The 21,159-nt window shown below is 47.4% G+C and carries 29 protein-coding genes and 1 pseudogene; 5 read left to right on the top strand and 25 right to left on the bottom strand.

What is annotated here, in order from left to right; translation table 11 throughout:
• Nucleotides 1-10 precede the first annotated feature (10 nt).
• The gene (locus C7R92_RS27520; protein ID WP_017251328.1) at nucleotides 11-385 is read right to left on the bottom strand and encodes a DUF309 domain-containing protein; all 375 of its coding nucleotides are present in this window, start codon (nucleotides 383-385) and stop codon (nucleotides 11-13) included.
• Between the two features lie 153 nt (nucleotides 386-538).
• Between C7R92_RS27520 and C7R92_RS27515 the strand changes: the two genes are divergently transcribed.
• A complete protein-coding gene (locus C7R92_RS27515) occupies nucleotides 539-1,015 on the top strand; it encodes a divergent PAP2 family protein (RefSeq protein WP_015892987.1) in 477 nt (158 codons plus the stop codon).
• Nucleotides 1,016-1,027: 12 nt separating this feature from the next.
• Nucleotides 1,028-1,798, top strand: a complete 771-nt coding sequence (locus C7R92_RS27510) for a cobalamin-binding protein (protein ID WP_106836343.1) — start codon at nucleotides 1,028-1,030, stop codon at nucleotides 1,796-1,798.
• A gap of 90 nt (nucleotides 1,799-1,888) precedes the next feature.
• Here C7R92_RS27510 and C7R92_RS27505 read toward each other — a convergent pair whose 3' ends face one another.
• From C7R92_RS27505 to C7R92_RS27485, 6 genes are all read right to left on the bottom strand, one after another.
• Complete coding sequence (locus C7R92_RS27505) at nucleotides 1,889-2,524, bottom strand: 3D domain-containing protein (protein WP_106836342.1); 636 nt, start codon at nucleotides 2,522-2,524, stop codon at nucleotides 1,889-1,891.
• Between the two features lie 158 nt (nucleotides 2,525-2,682).
• On the bottom strand, nucleotides 2,683-2,943 hold the full coding sequence (locus C7R92_RS27500) for a YuiB family protein (RefSeq protein ID WP_017251331.1): 261 nt from the start codon (nucleotides 2,941-2,943) through the stop codon (nucleotides 2,683-2,685).
• 203 nt (nucleotides 2,944-3,146) lie between these two features.
• Nucleotides 3,147-3,290, bottom strand: coding sequence for a YuiA family protein (locus C7R92_RS32130; RefSeq protein WP_238144523.1), 144 nt, complete (start codon nucleotides 3,288-3,290; stop codon nucleotides 3,147-3,149).
• 181 nt (nucleotides 3,291-3,471) lie between these two features.
• Nucleotides 3,472-3,948, bottom strand: a complete 477-nt coding sequence (locus C7R92_RS27495) for an NUDIX domain-containing protein (RefSeq protein ID WP_069848654.1) — start codon at nucleotides 3,946-3,948, stop codon at nucleotides 3,472-3,474.
• A 65-nt stretch (nucleotides 3,949-4,013) separates the two neighbouring features.
• Complete coding sequence (locus tag C7R92_RS27490; RefSeq protein WP_017251334.1) at nucleotides 4,014-4,265, bottom strand: hypothetical protein; 252 nt, start codon at nucleotides 4,263-4,265, stop codon at nucleotides 4,014-4,016.
• 4 nt (nucleotides 4,266-4,269) lie between these two features.
• A complete protein-coding gene (locus tag C7R92_RS27485; RefSeq protein ID WP_106836341.1) occupies nucleotides 4,270-5,460 on the bottom strand; it encodes an NAD(P)/FAD-dependent oxidoreductase in 1,191 nt (396 codons plus the stop codon).
• A gap of 349 nt (nucleotides 5,461-5,809) precedes the next feature.
• Between C7R92_RS27485 and C7R92_RS27480 the strand changes: the two genes are divergently transcribed.
• Entirely contained in the window at nucleotides 5,810-6,820 is a 1,011-nt protein-coding gene (locus C7R92_RS27480; RefSeq protein WP_017251337.1) for an NAD(P)/FAD-dependent oxidoreductase, read from the top strand.
• Nucleotides 6,821-6,935: 115 nt separating this feature from the next.
• A complete protein-coding gene (locus tag C7R92_RS27475; RefSeq protein WP_069848659.1) occupies nucleotides 6,936-7,226 on the top strand; it encodes a hypothetical protein in 291 nt (96 codons plus the stop codon).
• 30 nt (nucleotides 7,227-7,256) lie between these two features.
• On the opposite strand, the gene C7R92_RS27470 is transcribed toward C7R92_RS27475, so the two are convergent.
• The 4 genes from C7R92_RS27470 to C7R92_RS27455 all read right to left on the bottom strand — a co-directional run bounded on the left by C7R92_RS27470 (nucleotide 7,257) and on the right by C7R92_RS27455 (nucleotide 9,970).
• Nucleotides 7,257-7,877 (bottom strand): hypothetical protein, encoded by a 621-nt coding sequence (locus C7R92_RS27470; RefSeq protein WP_017251339.1) that lies wholly within the window; start codon nucleotides 7,875-7,877, stop codon nucleotides 7,257-7,259.
• Between the two features lie 42 nt (nucleotides 7,878-7,919).
• Entirely contained in the window at nucleotides 7,920-8,279 is a 360-nt protein-coding gene (locus C7R92_RS27465; RefSeq protein ID WP_007716752.1) for a hypothetical protein, read from the bottom strand.
• A 392-nt stretch (nucleotides 8,280-8,671) separates the two neighbouring features.
• The gene (locus C7R92_RS27460) at nucleotides 8,672-9,055 is read right to left on the bottom strand and encodes a cupredoxin domain-containing protein (RefSeq protein ID WP_106836340.1); all 384 of its coding nucleotides are present in this window, start codon (nucleotides 9,053-9,055) and stop codon (nucleotides 8,672-8,674) included.
• A gap of 120 nt (nucleotides 9,056-9,175) precedes the next feature.
• Nucleotides 9,176-9,970: a metallophosphoesterase gene (locus tag C7R92_RS27455; protein ID WP_106836339.1), complete on the bottom strand. Its 795-nt coding sequence runs from the start codon at nucleotides 9,968-9,970 to the stop codon at nucleotides 9,176-9,178.
• A 54-nt stretch (nucleotides 9,971-10,024) separates the two neighbouring features.
• Between C7R92_RS27455 and C7R92_RS27450 the strand changes: the two genes are divergently transcribed.
• Nucleotides 10,025-10,615, top strand: a complete 591-nt coding sequence (locus tag C7R92_RS27450) for a hypothetical protein (RefSeq protein WP_106836338.1) — start codon at nucleotides 10,025-10,027, stop codon at nucleotides 10,613-10,615.
• A gap of 27 nt (nucleotides 10,616-10,642) precedes the next feature.
• Here C7R92_RS27450 and C7R92_RS27445 read toward each other — a convergent pair whose 3' ends face one another.
• The 14 genes and pseudogenes from C7R92_RS27445 to C7R92_RS31925 all read right to left on the bottom strand — a co-directional run bounded on the left by C7R92_RS27445 (nucleotide 10,643) and on the right by C7R92_RS31925 (nucleotide 20,633).
• Nucleotides 10,643-12,124 carry a DUF4153 domain-containing protein gene (locus C7R92_RS27445; protein ID WP_106836337.1) on the bottom strand — a complete coding sequence of 494 codons (1,482 nt, stop codon included), beginning with the start codon at nucleotides 12,122-12,124 and terminating at the stop codon, nucleotides 10,643-10,645.
• 119 nt (nucleotides 12,125-12,243) lie between these two features.
• The gene (locus C7R92_RS27440; RefSeq protein WP_106836336.1) at nucleotides 12,244-13,161 is read right to left on the bottom strand and encodes a hypothetical protein; all 918 of its coding nucleotides are present in this window, start codon (nucleotides 13,159-13,161) and stop codon (nucleotides 12,244-12,246) included.
• Nucleotides 13,136-13,720, bottom strand: a complete 585-nt coding sequence (locus tag C7R92_RS27435) for an RNA polymerase sigma factor (RefSeq protein WP_106836335.1) — start codon at nucleotides 13,718-13,720, stop codon at nucleotides 13,136-13,138. Before C7R92_RS27435 ends, C7R92_RS27440 begins: the two co-directional genes overlap by 26 nt.
• A gap of 166 nt (nucleotides 13,721-13,886) precedes the next feature.
• Nucleotides 13,887-13,991, bottom strand: a pseudogene (locus C7R92_RS33000) (iron-sulfur cluster assembly accessory protein); the annotation flags it as partial.
• 626 nt (nucleotides 13,992-14,617) lie between these two features.
• Nucleotides 14,618-15,007 (bottom strand): hypothetical protein, encoded by a 390-nt coding sequence (locus tag C7R92_RS27425; protein ID WP_106836334.1) that lies wholly within the window; start codon nucleotides 15,005-15,007, stop codon nucleotides 14,618-14,620.
• A 217-nt stretch (nucleotides 15,008-15,224) separates the two neighbouring features.
• Nucleotides 15,225-17,006, bottom strand: a complete 1,782-nt coding sequence (locus C7R92_RS27420; protein WP_106836333.1) for a phage tail tape measure protein — start codon at nucleotides 17,004-17,006, stop codon at nucleotides 15,225-15,227.
• Nucleotides 17,007-17,009: 3 nt separating this feature from the next.
• Nucleotides 17,010-17,348 (bottom strand): hypothetical protein, encoded by a 339-nt coding sequence (locus C7R92_RS27415; protein ID WP_106836332.1) that lies wholly within the window; start codon nucleotides 17,346-17,348, stop codon nucleotides 17,010-17,012.
• A gap of 2 nt (nucleotides 17,349-17,350) precedes the next feature.
• Nucleotides 17,351-17,800 (bottom strand): phBC6A51 family helix-turn-helix protein, encoded by a 450-nt coding sequence (locus C7R92_RS27410; protein ID WP_158265775.1) that lies wholly within the window; start codon nucleotides 17,798-17,800, stop codon nucleotides 17,351-17,353.
• A 12-nt stretch (nucleotides 17,801-17,812) separates the two neighbouring features.
• Nucleotides 17,813-18,328, bottom strand: coding sequence for a hypothetical protein (locus C7R92_RS27405; RefSeq protein ID WP_106836330.1), 516 nt, complete (start codon nucleotides 18,326-18,328; stop codon nucleotides 17,813-17,815).
• A 325-nt stretch (nucleotides 18,329-18,653) separates the two neighbouring features.
• The gene (locus tag C7R92_RS32120) at nucleotides 18,654-18,821 is read right to left on the bottom strand and encodes a hypothetical protein (RefSeq protein ID WP_158265774.1); all 168 of its coding nucleotides are present in this window, start codon (nucleotides 18,819-18,821) and stop codon (nucleotides 18,654-18,656) included.
• A gap of 57 nt (nucleotides 18,822-18,878) precedes the next feature.
• Entirely contained in the window at nucleotides 18,879-19,130 is a 252-nt protein-coding gene (locus C7R92_RS27400) for a hypothetical protein (RefSeq protein WP_106836329.1), read from the bottom strand.
• Nucleotides 19,130-20,020: a hypothetical protein gene (locus tag C7R92_RS27395; RefSeq protein ID WP_106836328.1), complete on the bottom strand. Its 891-nt coding sequence runs from the start codon at nucleotides 20,018-20,020 to the stop codon at nucleotides 19,130-19,132. Before C7R92_RS27395 ends, C7R92_RS27400 begins: the two co-directional genes overlap by 1 nt.
• 59 nt (nucleotides 20,021-20,079) lie before the next feature.
• Nucleotides 20,080-20,469 carry a hypothetical protein gene (locus C7R92_RS27390; RefSeq protein ID WP_106836327.1) on the bottom strand — a complete coding sequence of 130 codons (390 nt, stop codon included), beginning with the start codon at nucleotides 20,467-20,469 and terminating at the stop codon, nucleotides 20,080-20,082.
• Nucleotides 20,466-20,633 carry a cold-shock protein gene (locus C7R92_RS31925; RefSeq protein WP_146147637.1) on the bottom strand — a complete coding sequence of 56 codons (168 nt, stop codon included), beginning with the start codon at nucleotides 20,631-20,633 and terminating at the stop codon, nucleotides 20,466-20,468. Before C7R92_RS31925 ends, C7R92_RS27390 begins: the two co-directional genes overlap by 4 nt.
• Nucleotides 20,634-21,159: the final 526 nt, after the last annotated feature.

Below are 21,159 nucleotides of genomic sequence, written 5' to 3'. Positions count from 1 at the left end.
GCACATTTGTTTAACATGATGTGTCGACATATAAGCGCAAGGGTGGAAACGTCATGGCTTTTGCCTCTGTGTAAGAAATGACATCCTTTTCCGGCAACAATTTCTCGCATTCATCTATGTAACGAAGAACTCTTGTTACGTCCAGTCCCCAATGAACTGGCTGGTAACGGGTCAAATACTTTCGTGCATTGCCTAACATCCAGCGAGCACCTTTTATATTGCCGTACTCTTGGTGATACAGTCCGACTGACAATTGCAGCAATCCTTGTAGAAACTTGTCTGACTTATCTTCCATCCAGATGTCTTCCAACAGATCGTGGCATTCGTAGTATTCTCCATCATTGAATTTTTCAATGAACTGCAAATACTGCTCGGGATACCCCATGGATGCATGCCTCCGTTTCGAACCTTCCGTCTTCATGGTAACACAGATTGGCAATGACTTTACATCCAAACAAAAACTTCACGGATTAAGACAACGCCCTTCTGTTACAATAATCCTAGAGATAAGCGCACAGTAGAAAGGAATGGATTTTCCGTGGCGGATTTTTTTGAAAACTTCCCCTTATGGGCAGCACTGCTAGCCATAGGGATCGCCCAATTTATCAAAATTCCCCTCCATTTTTTTGCAACGAAAACGTGGCAATGGTCACTACTCATGAGTACAGGCGGTATGCCCAGCTCCCACTCTTCTGCGGTGACGGCACTATCCACAGCCGTGGGACTGCGTGAAGGCTTCGGCAGCAACATGTTCGCTATTTCCGCTATTCTCGGCGTAATCGTGATGTTTGATGCCGCAGGTGTCCGCCGCCATGCCGGTATGCAAGCCGTTGTCTTAAATAAGCTGGTCGATGAATTCAACCACCTGTTAGAAGGAATGAAATCGTTAAAAGTACGCCCTAGCCAGGAAAAAGCAAAAAAACTGAAAGAACTACTCGGTCATCAACCGATCGAGGTTTTGATCGGCGGTTGGTTAGGCGTCATGATTGCGTTATTGCTCCATCCGTTTTTTTAAAGGAGGGCTCCCATGCGCATTGTTTCCATCTGTCCCAGCAATACCGAAATCCTGTATTATTTAGGCCTGCATGAGCATGTCGTCGGATTGGATGATCACTCTGACTGGCCGCTGGAGTGGCAGCATCTCCCCCGGGTTGGGCCCGATTTGACAATCGATATGGACCTGGTCGCTGCCCTCCAACCGGATCTGGTCGTAGCGTCACTCTCTGTTCCTGGCATGGAGAAAAATATAGAGGCTCTGCGCGATAGAGACATTCCTCATATCGTCCTGAACCCTTCCCGGATCGCAGAAATCGCTCAGGATATCCGACTCGTCGGGGAGGCATCAGGAACACAGAGGCAAGCCGAGCAGCTTGCGGTTCAATTTGACGAAACCATTGAAAGCATCCGACAAAAGGCCGCGAAGTACACTCAACGCCCGAAGCTGTACTGGGAATGGTGGCCGAATCCCATCTACACACCTGGTCAGGAAAACTGGCTGACTGATGTAAGTGAGATTGCGGGTGCCACTAATATTTTTGCAGATTATCCTGTCGCGAACGTCAAGGCTACCCGAGAAATGGTCATGGAACGCGATCCCGATCATATTTGTGTCGTCTGGTGCGGAATTGAACTGAAGCGAATCAAGCCTGACATGATCACAAACCGCCCAGAGTGGATGAACATGACTGCGATTCGAAACAATCAGGTCCACTTGTTGGAAGAGGGCCTTTATTGCCGCCCTTCTCCTCGCATTTTGGAAGGACTGGAGAAGCTGGTTGATTTGATTCATACAGAATGACACAAAAAACGTTCAAAGCCTGTGCCTTGAACGTTTTTTCTTTTTTTCTTTCATGCCACCGATGCGGCATTCATTTGTTTTCGTTAGTTGCTATTCAGTTTGTTGTTGGCCGCTGACGGGTTCCGCCATGGCTGCGATTCCTTTTTCATTCAAGCTATTCAGAAAAGCTTCCGTTACTTTGCCTTCGCCTTTTTTTACGATATACACGTCCACCGATTTTTTCCCCCATTGCGAGAATACGTCCTGCTTGGTCTCGAAATACAGGTCAATCTTATGGCCGCGAATCGCTCCACCCTTGTCAGCTACAACGCCATATCCATAACCGGGGATGTACAAAATGGTCCCCAGCGGGAAAACGCGCAGATCAGCTGCAATCGTGGAATAGTCGTCTCTACGAACTTTTACACCTGAATATGTAATGCCATAGGACGGGTGAGATGGATTTTTGCCCGTCGACTCGTATCCAGCATAGTAGCCGGTCGCAACTACACGTACTTTTGGATATTGATCGTGAAATACATCCGCTTTATCAATCACTTGAGTAAGAGAACTGGCTGATACCGTCCGTTTTTTGACGACATGTTGCCCCTCTTTCATTTCCTTGATTCCAAAAGTGGATGAGACTCCGTGGTCTCCCACAACATTATAGCTGTATCCATCGCTTGCGAAGGCCGTCAAGACCAGGATGAACAGCGCGACGATACCTACGAACTGCTTTCCATTCATTTCTTGGTAAACCTCCTCTCGTTTCTAGTCATGTCCCGACGAGGAGGAAAGTATACACAAATTTTGGGTGATTACAGAAATATTCAGTCAGTTGCATGTTTTTCCAATAAAATACCAAAAGAAAAACAGGCCCGAAACAAAGGCCTGCTTGTACTTGATTAAAACATCCGATATCCTTTTTTGCGAAGCGTTTGAATGGTCCAGCCACTCGCCACTGTACCTGCCATGCCGCAACCCAGAATGAGCGAATCCCATATTCCCGGAACGATTTGTTGATAGACAAGCGCACCTACAACTACACCCACGCCGATCACAACTGGAAACCATGTTGTTTTCAAAATCATGTTTAAAATAAACCCAATGCCAAACCCTAGCACGGAGAACAGAACAATGGATACCATAAATTGCATCAAGTTCATCGACGAAAAAGACCTCCTGCCACCTTCTCCACCTTTTGCCACTTTTTCGGCAAATACAGGAAAGACGGGCTATTTTCGGTATTAAGTGTAGCAAAAAGGCGAGGGATCGGTCAATAAGAGAACCCTATCGTATGTGTATGGCCTGACAGAAAAAACCGCCGATGCATTCGCTTCGACGGTTTCTATGCGAGGTTCCTTAATCACTATTGATGAAAAGAAACAGCTTCCTTCTGAGCTTCCTGTGTACCAGCTCCGTCACAGTTAGGACAATTCTCCGAGCCCCCCAGGAGCAGTTGGAAATACCCTTGGCCGTGGCAGTACGGGCACTGTTCTTGTTTTTGTCTCATGTTGAGCTCCCCTTTCGGCATACATGCGTGAGAATTAATTACATGTATTTTCAGATTATTTTGATGTATCTAACTATATCAGAATTTCCCCTTGGTTCACAATACAGTTCATTGCGAAAAAACCATAAAAAAACCGCAATGTAAGCGGAAACATTGCAGTTTATCTAGCTTATTCGCAGTATTACTTAAAGATTTTATAGGATGTGTATTGAAAAATGGGATCGATATCAAATGATTGACCTGTCATTCCTTGCTCACGTTTGATATAGTCCGGCAATATGATTTTCAAATAAGTCGATGACAGCGGGTCTTGAAGCAGGTCCTGTATCGGCATAAATCTCGCCTCCGCGATCTCACCTTCCTGCGGGCGCGGTTCTCCTCCTATGTAATCCATCCAAAAAACGACCATATTGTCGCTAATGGACTCCCGAATGACGCCAGAACGGATTCCCGCTACTTGTCGTACGACTGCCTCGACACCCGTTTCTTCCAGCACCTCACGCACTGCTGCTTCATCTACAGTCTCGCCCTCCTGCACGAATCCCGCAGGAAATGACCATTGTCCTTTTAATCCGCTGTACGTTTTTTTGACAACCAGTGCTTCTTGCCCGCGAATAACAATCCCGCAGGCGCCTAGCCAAACCTTCCCTTCCCGCATCCAGCTCGCTCCTTCCACGTCCTAGCTAAACGAAACCCCCGGCTCTTCTTCGCCGGGGGTACCTATCAATCATCCTCGTCATCAAGGAGCCCATTATCGATCATGTATCGCAGATTTTCCCGATCCCTCTCGCGGCCCTTTTCCTTGAGCCGGTCGATGGCAGGCAGGATGAGAATATCTACTTCACGCTGTACATGCCATGCCAAATCGTGTCGCCCCTGTTCCTCCAGAAAAGCTCCCACTTCCATCAAGGCATTGTACCGATCCATCTCTTCGCGGACCATGAGCCCCCGGACTTGAATGCTCGCGTGACGCATCGTTTTACAGCTTTACTTTCTTCAGTGCGAGACCGACGCCACCAATTTTGTACAAGTAGCGCAGGTCGCTCGCTTTTTTCATCATGGCTGCTGTGCTGCCGAACAGCTTTTTCGAACCAACTTGCCCGATGCCCTCACCTTTTCCAAGAGAGGCAAGTGTCCCTTGCAGATGCGGGATGAATTTTTGAGGGAGATCGCCACGAATCAAGGCAGCGAGATTCTCACCCAACGTCTCGCCTTCCTGTACCGCGATTTGCGCAGTTGGCGGGTAAGGACGTCCTTCTTCGTTGAAGATCAAGGCACAATCCCCTACCACAAAAACATTCTCATGACCAGGCGCACGCAAATATTCGTCTACCTTAACGCGACCACGCATGACTTCGAAGCCTGCTTTTTCCACGATACTGTTGCCGCGGACACCTGCTGCCCAAACCACCGTCTTCGATTTGATTTCTTCTCCGGTAGCCAACAGCACGCCATCCGGGGTGCACTGCTTGATCGGTGTTCCAATTTTGAACTCGATGCCTTTTCTCTCCAATACATCCATTGCGTATTGGATCAGCTCTGGATCAAAGCCAGGCAATGCAGTTGGTGCTGCCTCAATGCAGTAGACTTTCACCAGTTCAGGATCGACATCAAATTCTCGGCACAGCTCTGGCAGACGATCGCCGAGCTCTCCGCAAAACTCAATGCCTGTAAAGCCAGCTCCACCCACAACAAACGTGAGGTAGTCCGTACGATCCGGCTCATTTTTGAATTTGGAGAACATGTATTCAATGTGCTCGCGAATATTGCGGACTGCATTGATGCTGCGAATGCTAAACGCATGCTCCTTGAGTCCCTCAATTCCGAACGTTTCTGGCTCGCTACCCAATCCGATGACGAGATAGTCATACGACAGCACCTCGCCATTTTCGAGCGCTACGGTCTGCTCCTCTGGCTGAATGGCTTGCACCGTTCCTTTGACAAAGTTGACTTTGTCCTTGTTTAAGATGCCATCCAGACTGACGCGAGCATGATCCGCTGGTGCTGTACCTGCAGCCGGCTCATGTAGCCAAGTCGTGATGTAGTGATAGTTGTGCTTGTTGACCAAGGTGATTTCTGCCTCATTGTAGTTGAGCTTTTTCTGTAGCTGCAACGTTGTGAGCAAACCACCGTATCCAGCGCCAAGAATCAGGATTTTGGGTGTACCCATCAGTATCCCTTCCAATCATGTATGATGTCATAGTTCATGGTAACTTTAGGAAGATTGTGCGATTTTTCACGTGGTCTGGTACCTATTAAGATGCCCCATTTCATGATCCCTGTAGTATCGGAATTATTGCCCTGTACTGCCATCCGAACCACTCTGTGAAAAAATGCACAAAGTCAGACGTAGAAAAATGTGACAATTTCTTTACAGTCATCCTCATCTTATCGGCTGCCGATTGGATTTGCAAGGGTTTTTTGCCTATCATCTTTCGAATTTTCTCTCCTGTTTTTCCACTTGTATGGGTTATAATGGTTGAGGAGTTCGCTTACGATTAATTCGGAGGTGCTTTGGATTGAATTTTCTGCAAAAGGACGAGCAAATCTACGACATTACGATCATTGGTGGCGGCCCTGCCGGGTTATTTACCGCTTTTTACGGCGGGATGAGGCAGGCCAGTGTAAAAATCATTGAGAGCATGCCCCAGCTAGGTGGGCAATTATCCGCTCTTTATCCGGAGAAGTACATATATGATGTAGCCGGATTTCCAAAGGTTTTAGCACAAGATTTGATCAATAATCTGAAAGATCAGATTTCCCGCTTTCAGCAAACCGTTTGCCTGGAAGAGAAAGTGGAAAATGTCGTAAAAAAAGTAGACGATGTGTTTGAAATCACAACGGACAAAGGCACTCACTACTCCAAATCCGTAATCATCACTGCTGGGGTAGGAGCGTTTGAACCTCGCAGGCTGGAACACCCAGATGCCGTCAAATATGAAAAATCCAATCTGCACTATTTTGTTACCGATCTGAACTCCTTCAAGGGACAGCGTGTAGCTGTTATTGGCGGCGGTGATTCCGCTCTGGACTGGTCCCTCATGCTAGAACCTATCGCAAAAGAAGTATACCTCATCCATCGCAGAGACAAGTTCCGCGCACATGAACACAGCGTAGAAATGCTCATGTCCTCCAAAGTAAACGTCACGACACCTTACGAAATTGCAGCTTTGCACGGCGAGGAGCGCATCGAAAAACTCACGCTGGCCAATTGCACAACAAAAGAAGAAGTCGATCTGGAAGTCGACGCAGTCATTGTCAACTTCGGCTTCATCTCCTCTCTCGGTCCGATCAAGAACTGGGGGCTGGAGCTCGAAAAAGGCTCCATCGTGGTCGATACCCGCATGGAATCAAACATTCCAGGCATTTTCGCAGCAGGCGACATCGCAACCTACCCTGGTAAGGTCAAGCTGATCGCTGTCGGATTTGGTGAGGCCCCTACCGCTGTAAACAACGCGGTTTCCTACTTTAATCCGGATGCCAAATTGCAGCCTGGTCATTCTTCAAGCATGGACAACTTCAAATCGTAAAAATGTTTCGTCCCTGTTGTGCCTCCGTTGGCTGCGACAGGGATTTTTCATTCCATTGCATAACCGCTTTTGTTGGCGTGCACAGTAGAAGCAACAACGAGGAGGCGATTACGCTTTGAATCATCTCTGCCCAGTTTGCAATGGCTTCACACCGCTCCAACAAACCTGTTCAACGTGCGGTCAAGCTCTGCAAGATGCAGGCCGTCTGTATGACTTTTATGGGAGCTACAGCCCTTACCGGGAGATAGACGATGCCAAGATGGACAACGGCTACATAGATCGTACGCGGCACCAATGCGTCCATACAGGCTGGTGTCCCTCCTGCCAAACCGAACAGGCGGTCTTCCTGGATGAATGGACCCCCGCTATGCTTGTAACCGATATGAAAAAGGACGCGTACCAGTAAGTCGGTCACGTCCTTTTTTTGTTCGAAACGTTATTTTTTCTTCATGGCCAGCTTTTCCGCCATGCGAGAATTGTTTGCTTGCATTTGTTCTAGCATTTGCTGGAGTGACTCCTTAATCTTGGCTGTATCGCCAGATTCGATCGCCGAGTCAAAAGCTTCGTGTGTTTTTTTCATTTGCTCGATCCGAGCTTTTCGGGCGTCACGCTCTTCTTTTGGCCCCATGTTTTTGTCTTTCCATTCCTTGAACTGCTTTTCCATCTGTTCGTTGGTTATTTCGCCCTTTTTTACCTGTTCATTCAGCTTGTTAATCAGTTGCTTCCGTTCTTCACGCTTCGCCTGCCACTTCGGGTCGTCACTCAGCGCCTCGAACTCGCTCATTAAACGATCGCGTTCTTTAAACGTTGCCTGCCATTTCTCCACGCTATCCGGTGCATATTTTTCCGCTAGCAAGAGCATGTACATTTTTTGATGAACGCCTCTGTTGGAGCTGTTTCGCACCTTCATGTGCTTCTCTCCATGCTCATCATGGCTGTGAGTCGGCTTGATCACCTGGGCAACAGTTGCCGATACATCTTGGGCCAACGCAACACCTGGCATGGCGAGACCCATTACCAGCGCTGTTGTCATCATTCCTTGCTTCCACATCTTCATACGATTCACTCCTTCTGGTAGAAAACGTCTATCATTGAACCGTTAAAAAGGGCGCAACTCTTCTCTATCCAGCCCCAATAGCTTTACAAGACCCATTTGCTCGAGATCACTTTTTGTTTTTTCGGTGCCATACTGATAAATGAGTTGGTAGATGGCCCTCAGGTTGTCATCGTATTCGTCGTTGTCCCGATCCGGCATGTCAGACCATAGTGTATGCCCATGCATCCACATCATGAAATCCCCATGGACGCAGTTATTGAACAAGTCTCGCATCATGCCTACTTGAACATCGGTCGCTTCGATCTCAAAATCGTACGTGGCAGAGCCTTTTTCATCACGGATTTCTGCCACTGTCGTTCCTGCTTGTAAGGTCACGTAGTAGTGTTTCTTATCCAGTGTCACTCATCTCCTTTTTGGATCGCATCACCGACTTGAAAACTTTTCCTCCTTACCTTGTGCAAAAATCTCGAAAACATGTATATGACAAGCAAAAAAGCCCTCCGTCATGGGAGGACTTCTGCCTATTTCCTGCTTAGCCTATCTGTTACGATCGATCTTCTTTCCGCAAATTATGCCCGGTGTTCTCTCCCGTTTTCGGAGGAGTGCTACGTGAGCCGGCGGATGCTTCTGTTGGACGTTTGTCTTTGTTGTTGTGCTTGGACATGTGGTTCCCTCCCTTACTCGTGAGTGGCTACCCATGTAGTATGTCCCTACCATTGAAATGAAAAAACACCTTGACCCGCTATGCAGGCCAAAGTGCTTGTTTGTTGTTATATTCCAATAAGAGAATCGAATTATTTCACGACTAATTTTGCAACCATTTTTCCATGATCCGGTCCACAGATCACGTTGCAAAAGATGGTGTACTCACCAGCTGTATCGATTTTCATTGTTTTGCTGCCATCTTTTTGCATGTCTACATCCAGCCCTTGGATACCAATACCGTGAAAGCCTTCTGTCGACTTGAAGTTGAGCGTGAACTCTTCGCCAGCTTTTACTTCAAAGGTTTCTTGATTGAATTTCCAGTTACTAGCTTCGATATTCACTTGTGTGCCAGTAGTCGCTGCAGGAGCCGCTGCATCCGTGCTAGCAGCTTGTTCCTTGCCTCCGCCGCATGCTGTAATCAACATTGCAGACAATGCAACTGAAGAAACCAACAGACCCCACTTCTTATTCACTTTTGACCCCTTCTTTCTTCTTTTTCTACACTTCCATCTTACTCGATGAAATCAATCCAAAATCTGGGATCGTGTGAACGAACAGTGACGAATTGGGGAACGATTAATGAACACGAGCGCTCATGATCCATTGATCGCGTATACCGTGATCTCTGGAAAGCAATTCAGCCGGATTGGTAATCTGGAAGTACCAAGCCCGCGACTGATGCCAAATACACCAACGGATTGATCCTCTTTTTGCCCCACATGAAAATGCTTGTAGGCACCAACAGTCCGATTGAATAAGCGAACTTGACCCCCATGAGTATGTCCGGTCAAGAGAAGGTCAGCTTTCAAACTCTCACTGTGAATCAATGAGACTATATTGGGAGAGTGGGCCAAAAATATCGTCAAGTTCGCCTGCTGGATCTCTTGCCTAGGACGCCGTTCATTGCCGTACATCGAATTATCGAAGCCGTATATCCAAATGCAACTGCCGTCCTTTTCGATCACGGTACTCTCGTTTTCCAACACTGTCATTACCTGTTGCCAAGCTTCTTTTTGGGAATGGAAACCAGCAGCGGAATAGGCCTTTTTGCGAAATCTTCCTGCTTCTCTCTCGTAATTGCCAGGGACGAAGAATATCCCATCCTCGCTCTTTATTTTCGCTAGCTCATTCAACACACGTGTCAACTGCCCCCTGTGCTGTGTCAAATCCCCCGTCACTATCACAATATCCGGATCATAAGCATTCACCAGTTTGTGCAACTCTCCATTCCAAAAGCGTGTTCGTCCATGGAGATCAGACAGGTGAATCAAAGTAAGGGGAGATACACCAGGTAGTGTCAGCTTCACTGTCGTTGCTTTGACATAAGTCGTATGATAGGCCAAAAATATCATTCCCATCAGGATACACAAAACAATCGTCGTCATCATTTTGGAACAATTCCCCTTCTCACCCGTCTTATGGTTAATAGGAGTGGATCAGTCATGATGCTTCAAAAAAATCGTGGTACCATAGCAGTTCTTTTCTCGATAGCGATTCTTTTTACCTTTTTCATCCACCCTTTCCCTGCGTCAGCCTGTAGCTGTGCCAGACCTCCCGACACACTAACGGCAAAGAACTTGTCTGCTGCTGTTTTTACAGGGAAGGTGCTACAGGTGAATGAGCGTACAGACTGGATTGGTATGCTTTCGTTTTGGGATAAACCCGTTCGGGAAGGTTTTGACGTTATGTTCGAGGTACAGTCCACTTGGAAAGGAGGAGATCAGCAACAAGTCTTGATTGTCAGCGATGGGCTTGGAGGCGCATGTGGCATTCCGTTTCAATTGGGGCAAGAATATCTTGTCTATGCGTCTTATGGGGAGCTAAATGAGCTAGAAACCAACATCTGTACACGAACAATCCTCAAAGCAGATGCAGGAGAAGACTTGCAAGTATTGGGGTCTGGTACAGTACCTGTCCCTTCAGCAAATCTCAATTGGAATGATTCTTTAGCCATAGTTATTGTTATTGTCATCATCATCTCAGGAGGAGTCTTGTTCTACCTCTTTTGGTTCCAAACAAAACGGAGACGATAGATCACCTCGTCTCCGCTTTCATTAATTTCATGGAAGATAAGCCTTTGCACGATACTCCGAGAGATTAAAGGACTGCCAGCTATTGTCCTCATACAAAATCTCTTTTCGCTCCTGTAGCATCTCCATAAACCTCTCTTCTACCTTTTTATCCCGCACAAGCTCCATAACCACTGGTATGGCGTCATAAGACAGCTCGCTCAAATACTCGATGTCGATGTGTCCAGTCGCATGATAGCGCTGTACATTGTTTTTGGCAATGATGACGTCCATATTGATGTAATTCAGAATGACGTAACTCACTAGTGTCACAATCGCGTAATACTTGATCAGGGAGAAACCGTCGCGCCAAATTTTCAAGAGAGCAATGATAAACAATACAAACAGAAATATCATGAAAACGTGAGCTAACAGCCGCGTATGCGTATATCCGTAAGCATCCTCATACAGTGAGAGGCGAAAATAGGCGGACACGAGCATGAAACCTGTGCAAATCGTCAGCATACTCAGCAGAACTTGAATGATCCGGTAGAGCATTGATTTTGCCCGTGATGCAAAGTGCATCGAACATAGGAGAATCAAGAAATTAATAACAGTAACCGTCACCAGCTCATTGAAGCCATTTCTAGCATACTCGGCGTACGTCAATTCATCTGGTAAAACTCGCTTCGCCCCGCTGAACAAATACGATATCTGAATGTATGTAAACGCTGTGTATACCATATTGATGATCGCCAGAATCGTTACAAGGATAACCCCGTCCCAGACGATCTTCTTTTCATCTTCAGGCACAGGCAATTCCACTACTTCTTCTCGTTTCCCGAAAAGAGAATACATGTAAGCAAACACGAGGATCGTAATGATCGCGATTAGCATCATTCGAAAGGTTGCTTCAAGTGAATGGATATCAATGACCCTTCGCGGTATTTGACCCAGAAAATGTCCAAACACACTATCCGCATTCGAGAGCAAGGAGAGTACAATCACCAGCAGAGGCACCGAGATGCCGATTCCGATGAAAACCTTCTTCATCACCCCATACTTCTCCTGATTCACCCTACCCTTGATCCATTCCTTTGACAACCGAAAAGGCATCCGCATATACTTCGGGGTGTAAAGGAGCAGCATCTCCAACATCTCCATGAAAAAGCCTGCCTCGTACCATTTCGCTTGATGACGCTTGGTGATCAGAATCGTTTGGATCACGAATAAAAACGGAATCAGTAACAGGTTGAACAGATGAAAATGCGGATTGGAAAATAGAAAAAAGGTAAAGGCCAATAGAAAAATCGGAAGCGTCCATATCCAGTCGAATACTTGCTTTCGAGAAAAGCGTATAGGAATGCGTTGCCTAGCCTGCCAAATAAAAAGACCATACAAGCCGATTACGAACAATAGATAAGAGATGCCAAATCCTTTACCGTAAAACATCCAGTCAAACAGTAAGCCGATCCCAAATGCCCCCAGCAATAGCCACTGTAAGCCTTTTTGTTCTTGCGTAACATCAGCCACCTTTTTCACTCCTTACTCATGCTTTTTCCTTAAAAAAGTCAAGAGCAGACTCCCATAAGGAGCTGCTCTTGTAAATACGCGCACATCTGGATAAATGTTACATTTTTGGTTAGGTGTATTTATTTTAAATTCTGGGCAATCATCAGTAAATCTTTTTTCGTCAGAACAGGATTCATGGCAACCACTTCGATGAGTCTATTCTTGTCCTCTTGATAGACCTTTACGACCTTTTCTTCGGTTCCATCTATTAGCTTGCCAGCTATATACAGTCCCTCATAGTTTTGCACTTTCACTTTTTCTACGATGGCATCCTGCCCTGCTTCTTCCTCGATGTATTTCACACCTTCAAAATTCGTGATGGCGATGTATACGTCCCCGTCCCGCTCTTTTCCTTCACTCCCTTTGTACAACGTATAGACTCTATCAAAATGTGACTTAGGAGATACCTTTCGCACAACGATTTGCTTCTTCTCGTTCTCTGCTTCCTTGTACATTTCTTCGAATAATTCTGCTTGGCTATAATCAAATGGGTAATTTACATGCCCATTTACAAATTTGTAACCACCCGCTAGCTCAGCTGGTACCTCATAAAAGCTCCCCACTTCTTTCTGTAGTGGCCGTGTGGATTCATGAATAACAGGAATATAGGTGAAAGAAACACGTTTTTTCGGATTGTCTGGGCCAGCCATATATACAGCTGCTCCCTCTCCTTGCTTTAGCGAATCCCTTACATCTTGAAAACTCTTCCAGTTTCCAGATTTACTTTGCGGTTGTGGAGTAGCAGTCTGCTGCACTTTTACAACAGCTTCCCCTTTTTCATTCTTCAATTCGTATACCTTCATGGCTGCATAAGCGGATGTTCCCCCAAACACAAGAATCGCTGCGACAACTAATCCCAATCTTTTTTTCACTTGCTTCCCCTCCGACCTCATTTTTTGTTCCTTCATTTTTTGAAGGACCTGTTCCTTGACATCGAAATCATCGGCGGCGGCAGTTAACTGTTGTTTCCAATCATCGGGTTGCTGAGATCGAGTCATGTCTATCACCGCCTTCATTCACGAGCATGTAGGATTTGCACTTTTTCAATGCCCGTTCATACTGTTTGCGCAGCGTAGCTGGCTTCGTATCAAACAACAAGGCAAGCTCGTCGTAGCTTCGGTCTTCCACCACACGCAAAATTAGGAGATTGCGCTCCTTTACAGATAGCTTTGCTATTGCTACATGAAGAGGGTTGTTCAAATACTCCGTATCTTCTACCTTCTTTTCTCCCTCATGGCGACTGACCGTCTGAATCCCCGCTCGCAAAAAAGTGAACACACGATTCAGCTTCGCTCTGTTTAAGAGGTTCAGACAATGATGATACGCAATCTTATACATCCATGCCGAAAGAGAAACAGTGTGCCGATAGCTGTCCAGCTGCTCGAATGCTTTCAAGAAAACCTCCTGGACAGCATCCTCCGCTTCCTGTCGGTGTCCCAGCATGTGATAGCAGTACACGAACAACGGCTTTTGCATCGCATCGATGATCAATCCAAATTGGTCGATATCCCCGGCTCTGACCTCCTTTAGCGCTTGCTCCATTTCGTTATGATCCAATCCCTCTCACCTCCGATTCGCACGTATAACAAACAAAGGCGTCATTTTGTGACATGATTTGGAAATTTTTTTAACCAACAAAAAAACCTCTTCAACTCATGCGCAATATCTGCACAAGTCAAAGAGGTTTCTATTACTCTTAATCACCAAATACTAGCAAAAGGCCTTAGTCGTCACATTTCTCCGCTTTACCTTCAGCGAGTGCCGTCTTAAATGAAGATCCACACCCACAAGAAGCGACTGCATTCGGATTCTCGATGGAGAAGCCTCCGGTCGGCTTACGTTAGGCTATCGGCAGGCTAAAACCGCGTCAGATCAACGTTTTGTTACGTTTACGGATGATTGCGGATTGCTTTCGGGATTGTTAATCGCGCGCCTAGATAACGGTGGATAGCGCTACTACTATCATACCCAAACGGACAAGCTCTCGCAACCGAAATCGGACGGTGATCACTTCGTCACCGCCACGAGGTCCTCCACGTTAATCCATTGCGCATCCCAATCGCATACGAGTTTAAAACGTTTGCTCACCGCATCAATCTCGCGAACCACGCCCCACTCTCCGAAATTTTCAATAGGGATTCCGTTCCCTCCGAATATTTTCCGCACCTGCACCTACAGTTCTCGGAGGCAAATCCGGAAAAACAAACGCGATCCTGCCGCCTGGTAACGAACGAATCTCATACGGTATGCATCGATCGTTGAGTTCGCGGCGGATGGCGGTGGCATCGCGCAAGGGTACGGTAAAGTAGAATGACGGGTCGAAATCGCGGTAGGTCACGGATGGGCACGCTCCTTTAACGTTTATTGAACGAGTATACTCCGAAAGATTGGGACAAAAAAAGAGCGCCCCAGCAACGGAAGTTTCCGCTACCAGGGCGTAGGTGTTTACGTTAATTACTCCTTCTTTTTTTCTTTCAAAACAGCTCCTAGGCCTCTAACGAAAAAAGGTGCTGCGAATGCGATCAATGTAGCACCATCCGTATAACGTGACATGTCCTGATTAGGCCCATGGCTGGTAAAATTAGGAGCCATCAATCCAAAGATTCCCCAAGTAAATGCAATCACATAAAAGAATGCGTACAATCCTATTTTTGCATAGCTCTTAAATATATCACCAATAGCAAAGGAGACAGAGGCCATCGAAAGTAATAACAAAGTGAACGGACTAACCGTGAAATTAAATACAAGACGAAAGATTGCAATAGTAACTATGGCAATGCTTATAATAAGCATACAAATTTGTCCAAATTTTAAATCTAATTTCTGCATTTTATCGTTTTCCAACCAAATCACCATCTTATCTTATGTTTAATAAGATAATTATAAATACAATAGATGAAATATACAATTTTTGTCGAAGGAGTAACGCGATACTTTACGAACTTTTTGGCGGGATCTAGTTTTCGTGATCGTGGAGAGCGATTACTCCTCAGTCTAAATAAATAGTTCTAAAACAAAAAAACGCCCACTATCGATTTCTCGACGGTGGGCTTTCGTCATTCTACGTAAGTGCGTTCAATTGACGTGCCAGGCTGTACGCGATCCGGTCGATGTCCGCCTCTTCGCGTATAGTAACGCCGTTCATCGAGATGTTCACGGCTGGCGCGCCGCCGCCCGAACCGCCGTCGGAATACTCCCGATTTTCCTGCGAGGTCAGTACGCGCTCACCTCGGTGCAAGGTTGCGCGATAACCGTCACGTGGGATATAACTTATCCCATTATAGTGGGAACCGTCCGTCTTTTCCGATGTGCTCGGCATGAACGTATCGACCGCCCATGTACCGACCTTATCACCGAAGTTGAGCGCTGGATTGGCGTTGAGGATCGCGTTGCCAAATACGCTATTTTCCATCTCGCTTCGGATGCCCTGGGAGATACTTGTGGCAATCCTAGCGCCGATTGTGAGGCCAGCTTTTGCAATGTCTGCCGCGTTTTCCTCAAGGAACAAGCCGAAGTCTTTGGCTACTCTCGACGCGCCACTCTGTATCATCTGCTTGCCCGATGAGTTGTAAAATTCCTCGAACCCGCCGACAAGGTGCTTCCAAAACGGAGGTGGTCCGCCTGCCCTGTCCATTATCTCCGCTTGCTTGAATTTCATTTCGGCTTGTCCAGTGACCTCCCATCTCTGCGGATTGTTGACGTACGGGTCCATAAAGTCGCGGATACTCTTACCCACCTGTTCAAAAGTCGCCGTGATCTGAGGGCCGTATTCCTGCGCCATATCCGCGAACATCAGCGCCATGTCTTTGACTACTGGGAGCAACGGTTGTAACGCTGAAATCTGAATGGTTTCGAGTGCGCCGCTCAACTGCTCCATTGCACCTTTCGCGTTATCCATCTTCTGCCTTGCCACGTCAAGAGCTGTCACCTTCGACATTTCCTGCTGGAACTTCCGGACTCCCTCGGTGCCTTCGTTGTAAAGAACGGTAGCGGCGCGAATAGCGTCTGATCCGAACATTGTCTCAAGCGCGAGCATACGTTGTTGATCGGTCATTTTGCCAAGCGATTTCTGTAGGATACCTGCGATCTGATCAAGGCCCTTCAACCGTCCGCGTGCGTCATAGAAGGCGTTGGCTCCCGTCTGAGTGACGATACCCAGTTTCTTGAATAACGCGGTTTGGTCTTTAGTCGTCGGCTGCAAATTCGAAAGCATCGTTTTCAGCGAGGTTCCGGCATCGCTTCCGCGAATCCCGCTGTTCGCAAAGAGTCCGAGTGCCGTGTTGGTGTCGCGGAAATTCATTCCCACGCCGGATGCCACGGCCGACACCGCGGAGAGTGAATAACGGAGGTCCTGGACACTTGTCGCGGATGCATTTGCAGTACCAGCGAGAATATTCGCTGCATTTTCCGCCGCGAGAGCATCACGTTTAAACGCGTTCAGCGACGTTGACATGATCTCGGCCGCGTCCGCAAGCTCCAATCCACCGGCAGTTGCGAGGTTTAAGGCTGATTGGAGTCCGCCTGCTTCGACTTGTGCCGGTGTAAGCCCCGACTTGAGAAGCTCCTCGATGCCTTGTGCTGCCTCTAGGCTCGAGTATTTAGTGGAGGCACCCATCTCCATTGCAAGGTTCGACATCCGCATCATTTCGGCGTTGGATGCGCCAGTGAGCGCCTTAATCGACGACATTTGTGCTTCATAGTCCATCGCCTTGTTAATAGACGAGATGGCAAGCGCTGTAGTCCCGGCGACTGCTGCTACCGATGAGAGTCCGCCCATAAACTGCCGTAGCTTGCTGGATGCGTCATCTCTCAACCTCAATCGCGCCATAAGGTCAAATGCCATAGCTTACCCACCTACCCTCTGACCGATTTTAGCGATAAGATGGTCGCGAGCTAGGTCAATCGCGCCAAGCAACACCGCAATTTTCGCCATTTCCCTCCGGATCGGTCGCGAGTTCTCCGGCCACTTTCGTCTCAACTCGTCCAATCGCGCTACGCATCGGTACACCTCGTCCATGTGGCGTGCGAATTCCGCAGTCTCCTCGACCCTATCGCGCTTGAGCTCCGCCACTATCTGACGGAACTGGACGTAATCGGACTGAAAGAATCTGCGTGTTCCTTCAATCACCGCGGCGAGTTTCGTGGTTGCCGCGCTTGCTACTACTGCCATTGCGTAATAGTCCACGGTCATTCCTCCCCGTTCACCATTCGGCTGAATTTTAGAATCTCTGCTTGAATCTCGTCCGGCGATTTCGGTGTAAACGTAGATGTATTGTCCACATGTTCCACACGATCTGTAAGAAGGCCAAAACGACGGAGGTATAAATCTAGTGCTTTCACGCTTGGAACCTTGTTTCCGACGCGACCTAATGCTAAATCAAGCAGCGCCTTGTAAATCTGTTCGCGGTGTGTTTCCAGGAGGTCGTCAGACAAGTAATTCTTATAGCCGATGAAATTTGGAATCTTCTTGAACTCATAGAGAGTTGTCCTAGATATCCCGCACATATCGGCGATTTTTTCCATCGGGAGTTTCTTACCATCCTCGGAAAGTAGCCCGAACTCGTTGTCAATCAACAATTCCGCTGCCCTCTGTTGCTGTGGAGTCAGTTTTGCCTTGTAGTAATCCCTTTTTGACACTCTCACCACTCCTTAGTACAAATGTTTTATGGTTTCGTAATGCTCGCGCGCTTCTTTCAGCGCATGATCGAGCGCCACGCGATCGTCTTTGAGCTGTTTAGCACCATCAAGACACGACTTATCCTCGAAGTTTTTCCTGTGGTAACTTCTAAGTCGAAGATTTAATACGCGGATTTCCAACGATAAATCGTCGCAGTTGCCCGTATTTAGTCGTTCCATTGTTGTGATAATGTGAAGGGTACTAGATCCTATTGAACTTAAGCTGCGCGACTTAGAGCCACGGAGTAAGCCCGCAACCTCCGCATACTGTTCGAATTTAGACGTATCAACCGGAACCATACCGCCACTAACAAGAACGGCTGCATACTGAGCCGTGATCTTATAAAATTTCTCCAACTCATCCAAAAGGACATACGATAAAGGCAGTTCGATAAATGGCTCTGGCGGATCGTCCAGCAGTCCCCGTTCCTTCCGTGCATTTCTCGTACGTTCTCGTAGCTGCTCTAAACGTGCCTTAAGGTCGTCCATTTCTCTCCTCCTCAAGTTCGAGATATCGCTCCCACGCCGCCTCGATTCGTGCTCCCTCTTCGGGGGTTACTGGCCTTGCTTCTGACCTTAGATATGGGTGGTCCAACATAAACTCCAGACAAAAATAAATGTGTTGCAGTTCAGACGTCAGGTCAGACTCTTCGTTGATTCTTTCCATGCAATGAATGAAGCCACTCGCGAATGATCCCACTAGGTTTAGGTCGAAATCTTTGCATCTTGCGAGTAGCTTTGCCGCCTTCTGGTACTTCTTGAACTGTGTTATATCTACCGGTACAAGCTGACCGGCTGCAATGATCTGTGCGTACTAAGTAGCGGGCTTGAAGAAAGGACGCAGTTCCTCATATAGTGCTGGTCCGAGATCGCACTCAACGAAGTCCTCTATCGGCTCATAGTCTCCAAGCTCCGCGTCGAGTTCCGCAATACTTGCCTCTAACTCTTCGATTGTCGGACTACCTGCAGGCATCCATGCCATCTAATCCCCTCCTGTATAAGAAATAAAAGCGCCACCCTTTTAGGGCAGCGCTCTGCGTCATTCGTATCTATTTCCTAATTCATCGCGATTACGACAGTGGTCGAGATAGCGTTGCTTCATCTTCACGTACCTTGCCGCGTCCTCTGGCTTCTTCGTCTTCAACGCTTTACCGTACATTACTGATAGATTGTCCGAGTGTAGCCTCTCGTTGCTAACTGATACGGTCGCAAGATCGAAACCAGCGGCTAAATCCACTACGGTCGCATCATTATCAATCACTGTTGTTTTATTTGTTGTAAAAACTCTCATTATTCTCCCCCTCGTCTGAATTCCTCTATTCTTTGATTCAAGCTGCGCCATCTTTCCGCAAACTCACGGTTTTCTTGCTCGCGTCTCTCTTCCAATGCTCTCGCGGCTTTAGCCTGCGGCGTATCTTCGGGGTGAACGTAATCCTCTGGCTTCAAAGCCTCTTTGTCTTCGAAAAATACTTCTGGTGTATTTAAGAATCCAGCATACTCTCTCCCAAGTGTAGTGGTCATACTTTCGGTTACGAGGCTCGGAAAAAGGGAGTTACGTTCAATCATTGAGTCCGCGAGCCCGATAATTTGTACTGCTTCTTGTACCTCTTCACTTAGTGTTCGTTGCTCCAATCCTTCAAAGATTTCGCTAAGTTGCACTCTTACTTTCGCCTTGTCAACCCCTGCCGTTTCAAGGATCGGTGCTGCAATCTGCGCAAAGTCTTCACGTACCTTTAACGCAAGGTATCGATCGTCTGGTGATTTCACATACTTTGTTACGAACTCCTCTACTTTTCGCTTTGCGTCATCTGCACGGCCAGTGAGCATCAGAGTTGTCTTTAATGCTTTTAGCTCGTCCTCAAATCTCTCCAATTTAACTGGATCGGGTTTCCTTGGCTTCGCATAAACGATCGCGTCAGCTCCTTCCCTTGCTTTTCTCAACTCTGCCATATAAATCTGTTTTAATTGGTAGGCGTCTTGTAAAAACTCAACTCCGTGTTGAAGCTTGAGTTTACTCACAGCATTCTCTCTCCCAATGTCTGATAAGTCGCGGTTCCTCGAAATCTCGGCCATATCATCTTGAAATTTTCTTTTGCGCTCTAATGCTTCTGTGCTTGTCATTGACTCGACGATACGAGCCTTTTCAATGTGCTCTCGAACTTGTTGGATTGTTTTTGGCATAAATATTCTCCTCCGTTTTTTAATGATTATAAACGCCTCTGCCGTCTCCAGCTTTGGCGCTATATCAACGCTTCAATTGCTCCCATATGTTCAACCTCGTCCGGCTCGTCCCGCACTCCATCGCGAATAAGCCCTGCCAACTTACGGACCGCCTGGCGTATTTCTGCGCGCTTGACCTCGATTGACCCCGCGTTCTTGTACCGGACTGCACCACGTAGGATTGTCGTTGATATGCGTAAATCCTGCGCGATAGAAAGGTAGCGAGCGTATAACAGGCGTCCGCGTCCGTTATCTTGGTGCCATTGATAGCGGAAATGATCTTCGTAGTCGCGGAAGGTGTCGGCAATCGGTCGGGATATACGTGGGAACTCGTTGCGTAATCGTTCGTCATCGCTAACAAGCGTCTGTAGGCGTTGCGCTTCCGCTAATAATGCGCGCGCCTGCCTCATCGGAGCACCTGGACATTCGTGGCCTGCGGTCCCTTCGTACCTTCCGCTACGTCGAATTTGATCTTCGCGCCTGACCGGAGCTCTCCGCTGACTACGTTGCGCGAGTGAACGAACACGTTACATTCAGTAAATCCGAAGCCTTTTGCATCGTTGTACCAATGCATCTTTCCGCAGCGGTTTCCGATGGCTGACAGCGACTTTGGTTCGTGGCGAGGCGAAGTGAATCCGGTTGACGCGATCCACGGAAACGGATCAGGTTGGTTCCAAGTTTTCACTAACATTTCTCCTTTTTATGTGTGTATTTGGTACGCAAAACGACGATTTCGCCCTATTTCAGCTTGCTTTTTGATGGCGTCCGATAGACGGGAAGGTTACGATATCCCCGCGCCTTATAACCGCCAAAATCGCCTAATTGCGTACAAGTTTTCGGCTATTCGCGGTCTACATCCACACCGAGTATCCGCCGCATCGACCGCTTCCTCCGGTTGGGCACGCGATACTGCAACGCGATCCGTTCACCGTCACGATAGTAGCGCGCCGTCGGCTCTACATCAGGGTAATAGCGCCGGATTCGTGCCATGATTCCGATGTCCTCGGTATAAGCTGCGAGATGGTCGGGACTAATGCGCCAAAGGCTATTAGTCATCTCTTGACTTTTTCACCTCATTTGACATAAAATTAAATTGGATA

The organism is Brevibacillus porteri (genome assembly GCF_003013475.1).
GTDB lineage: Bacteria > Bacillota > Bacilli > Brevibacillales > Brevibacillaceae > Brevibacillus > Brevibacillus porteri.
The sequence above is the reverse complement of the archived record's forward strand: the minus strand, read 5'-3'. Positions and strand labels throughout refer to the sequence as shown.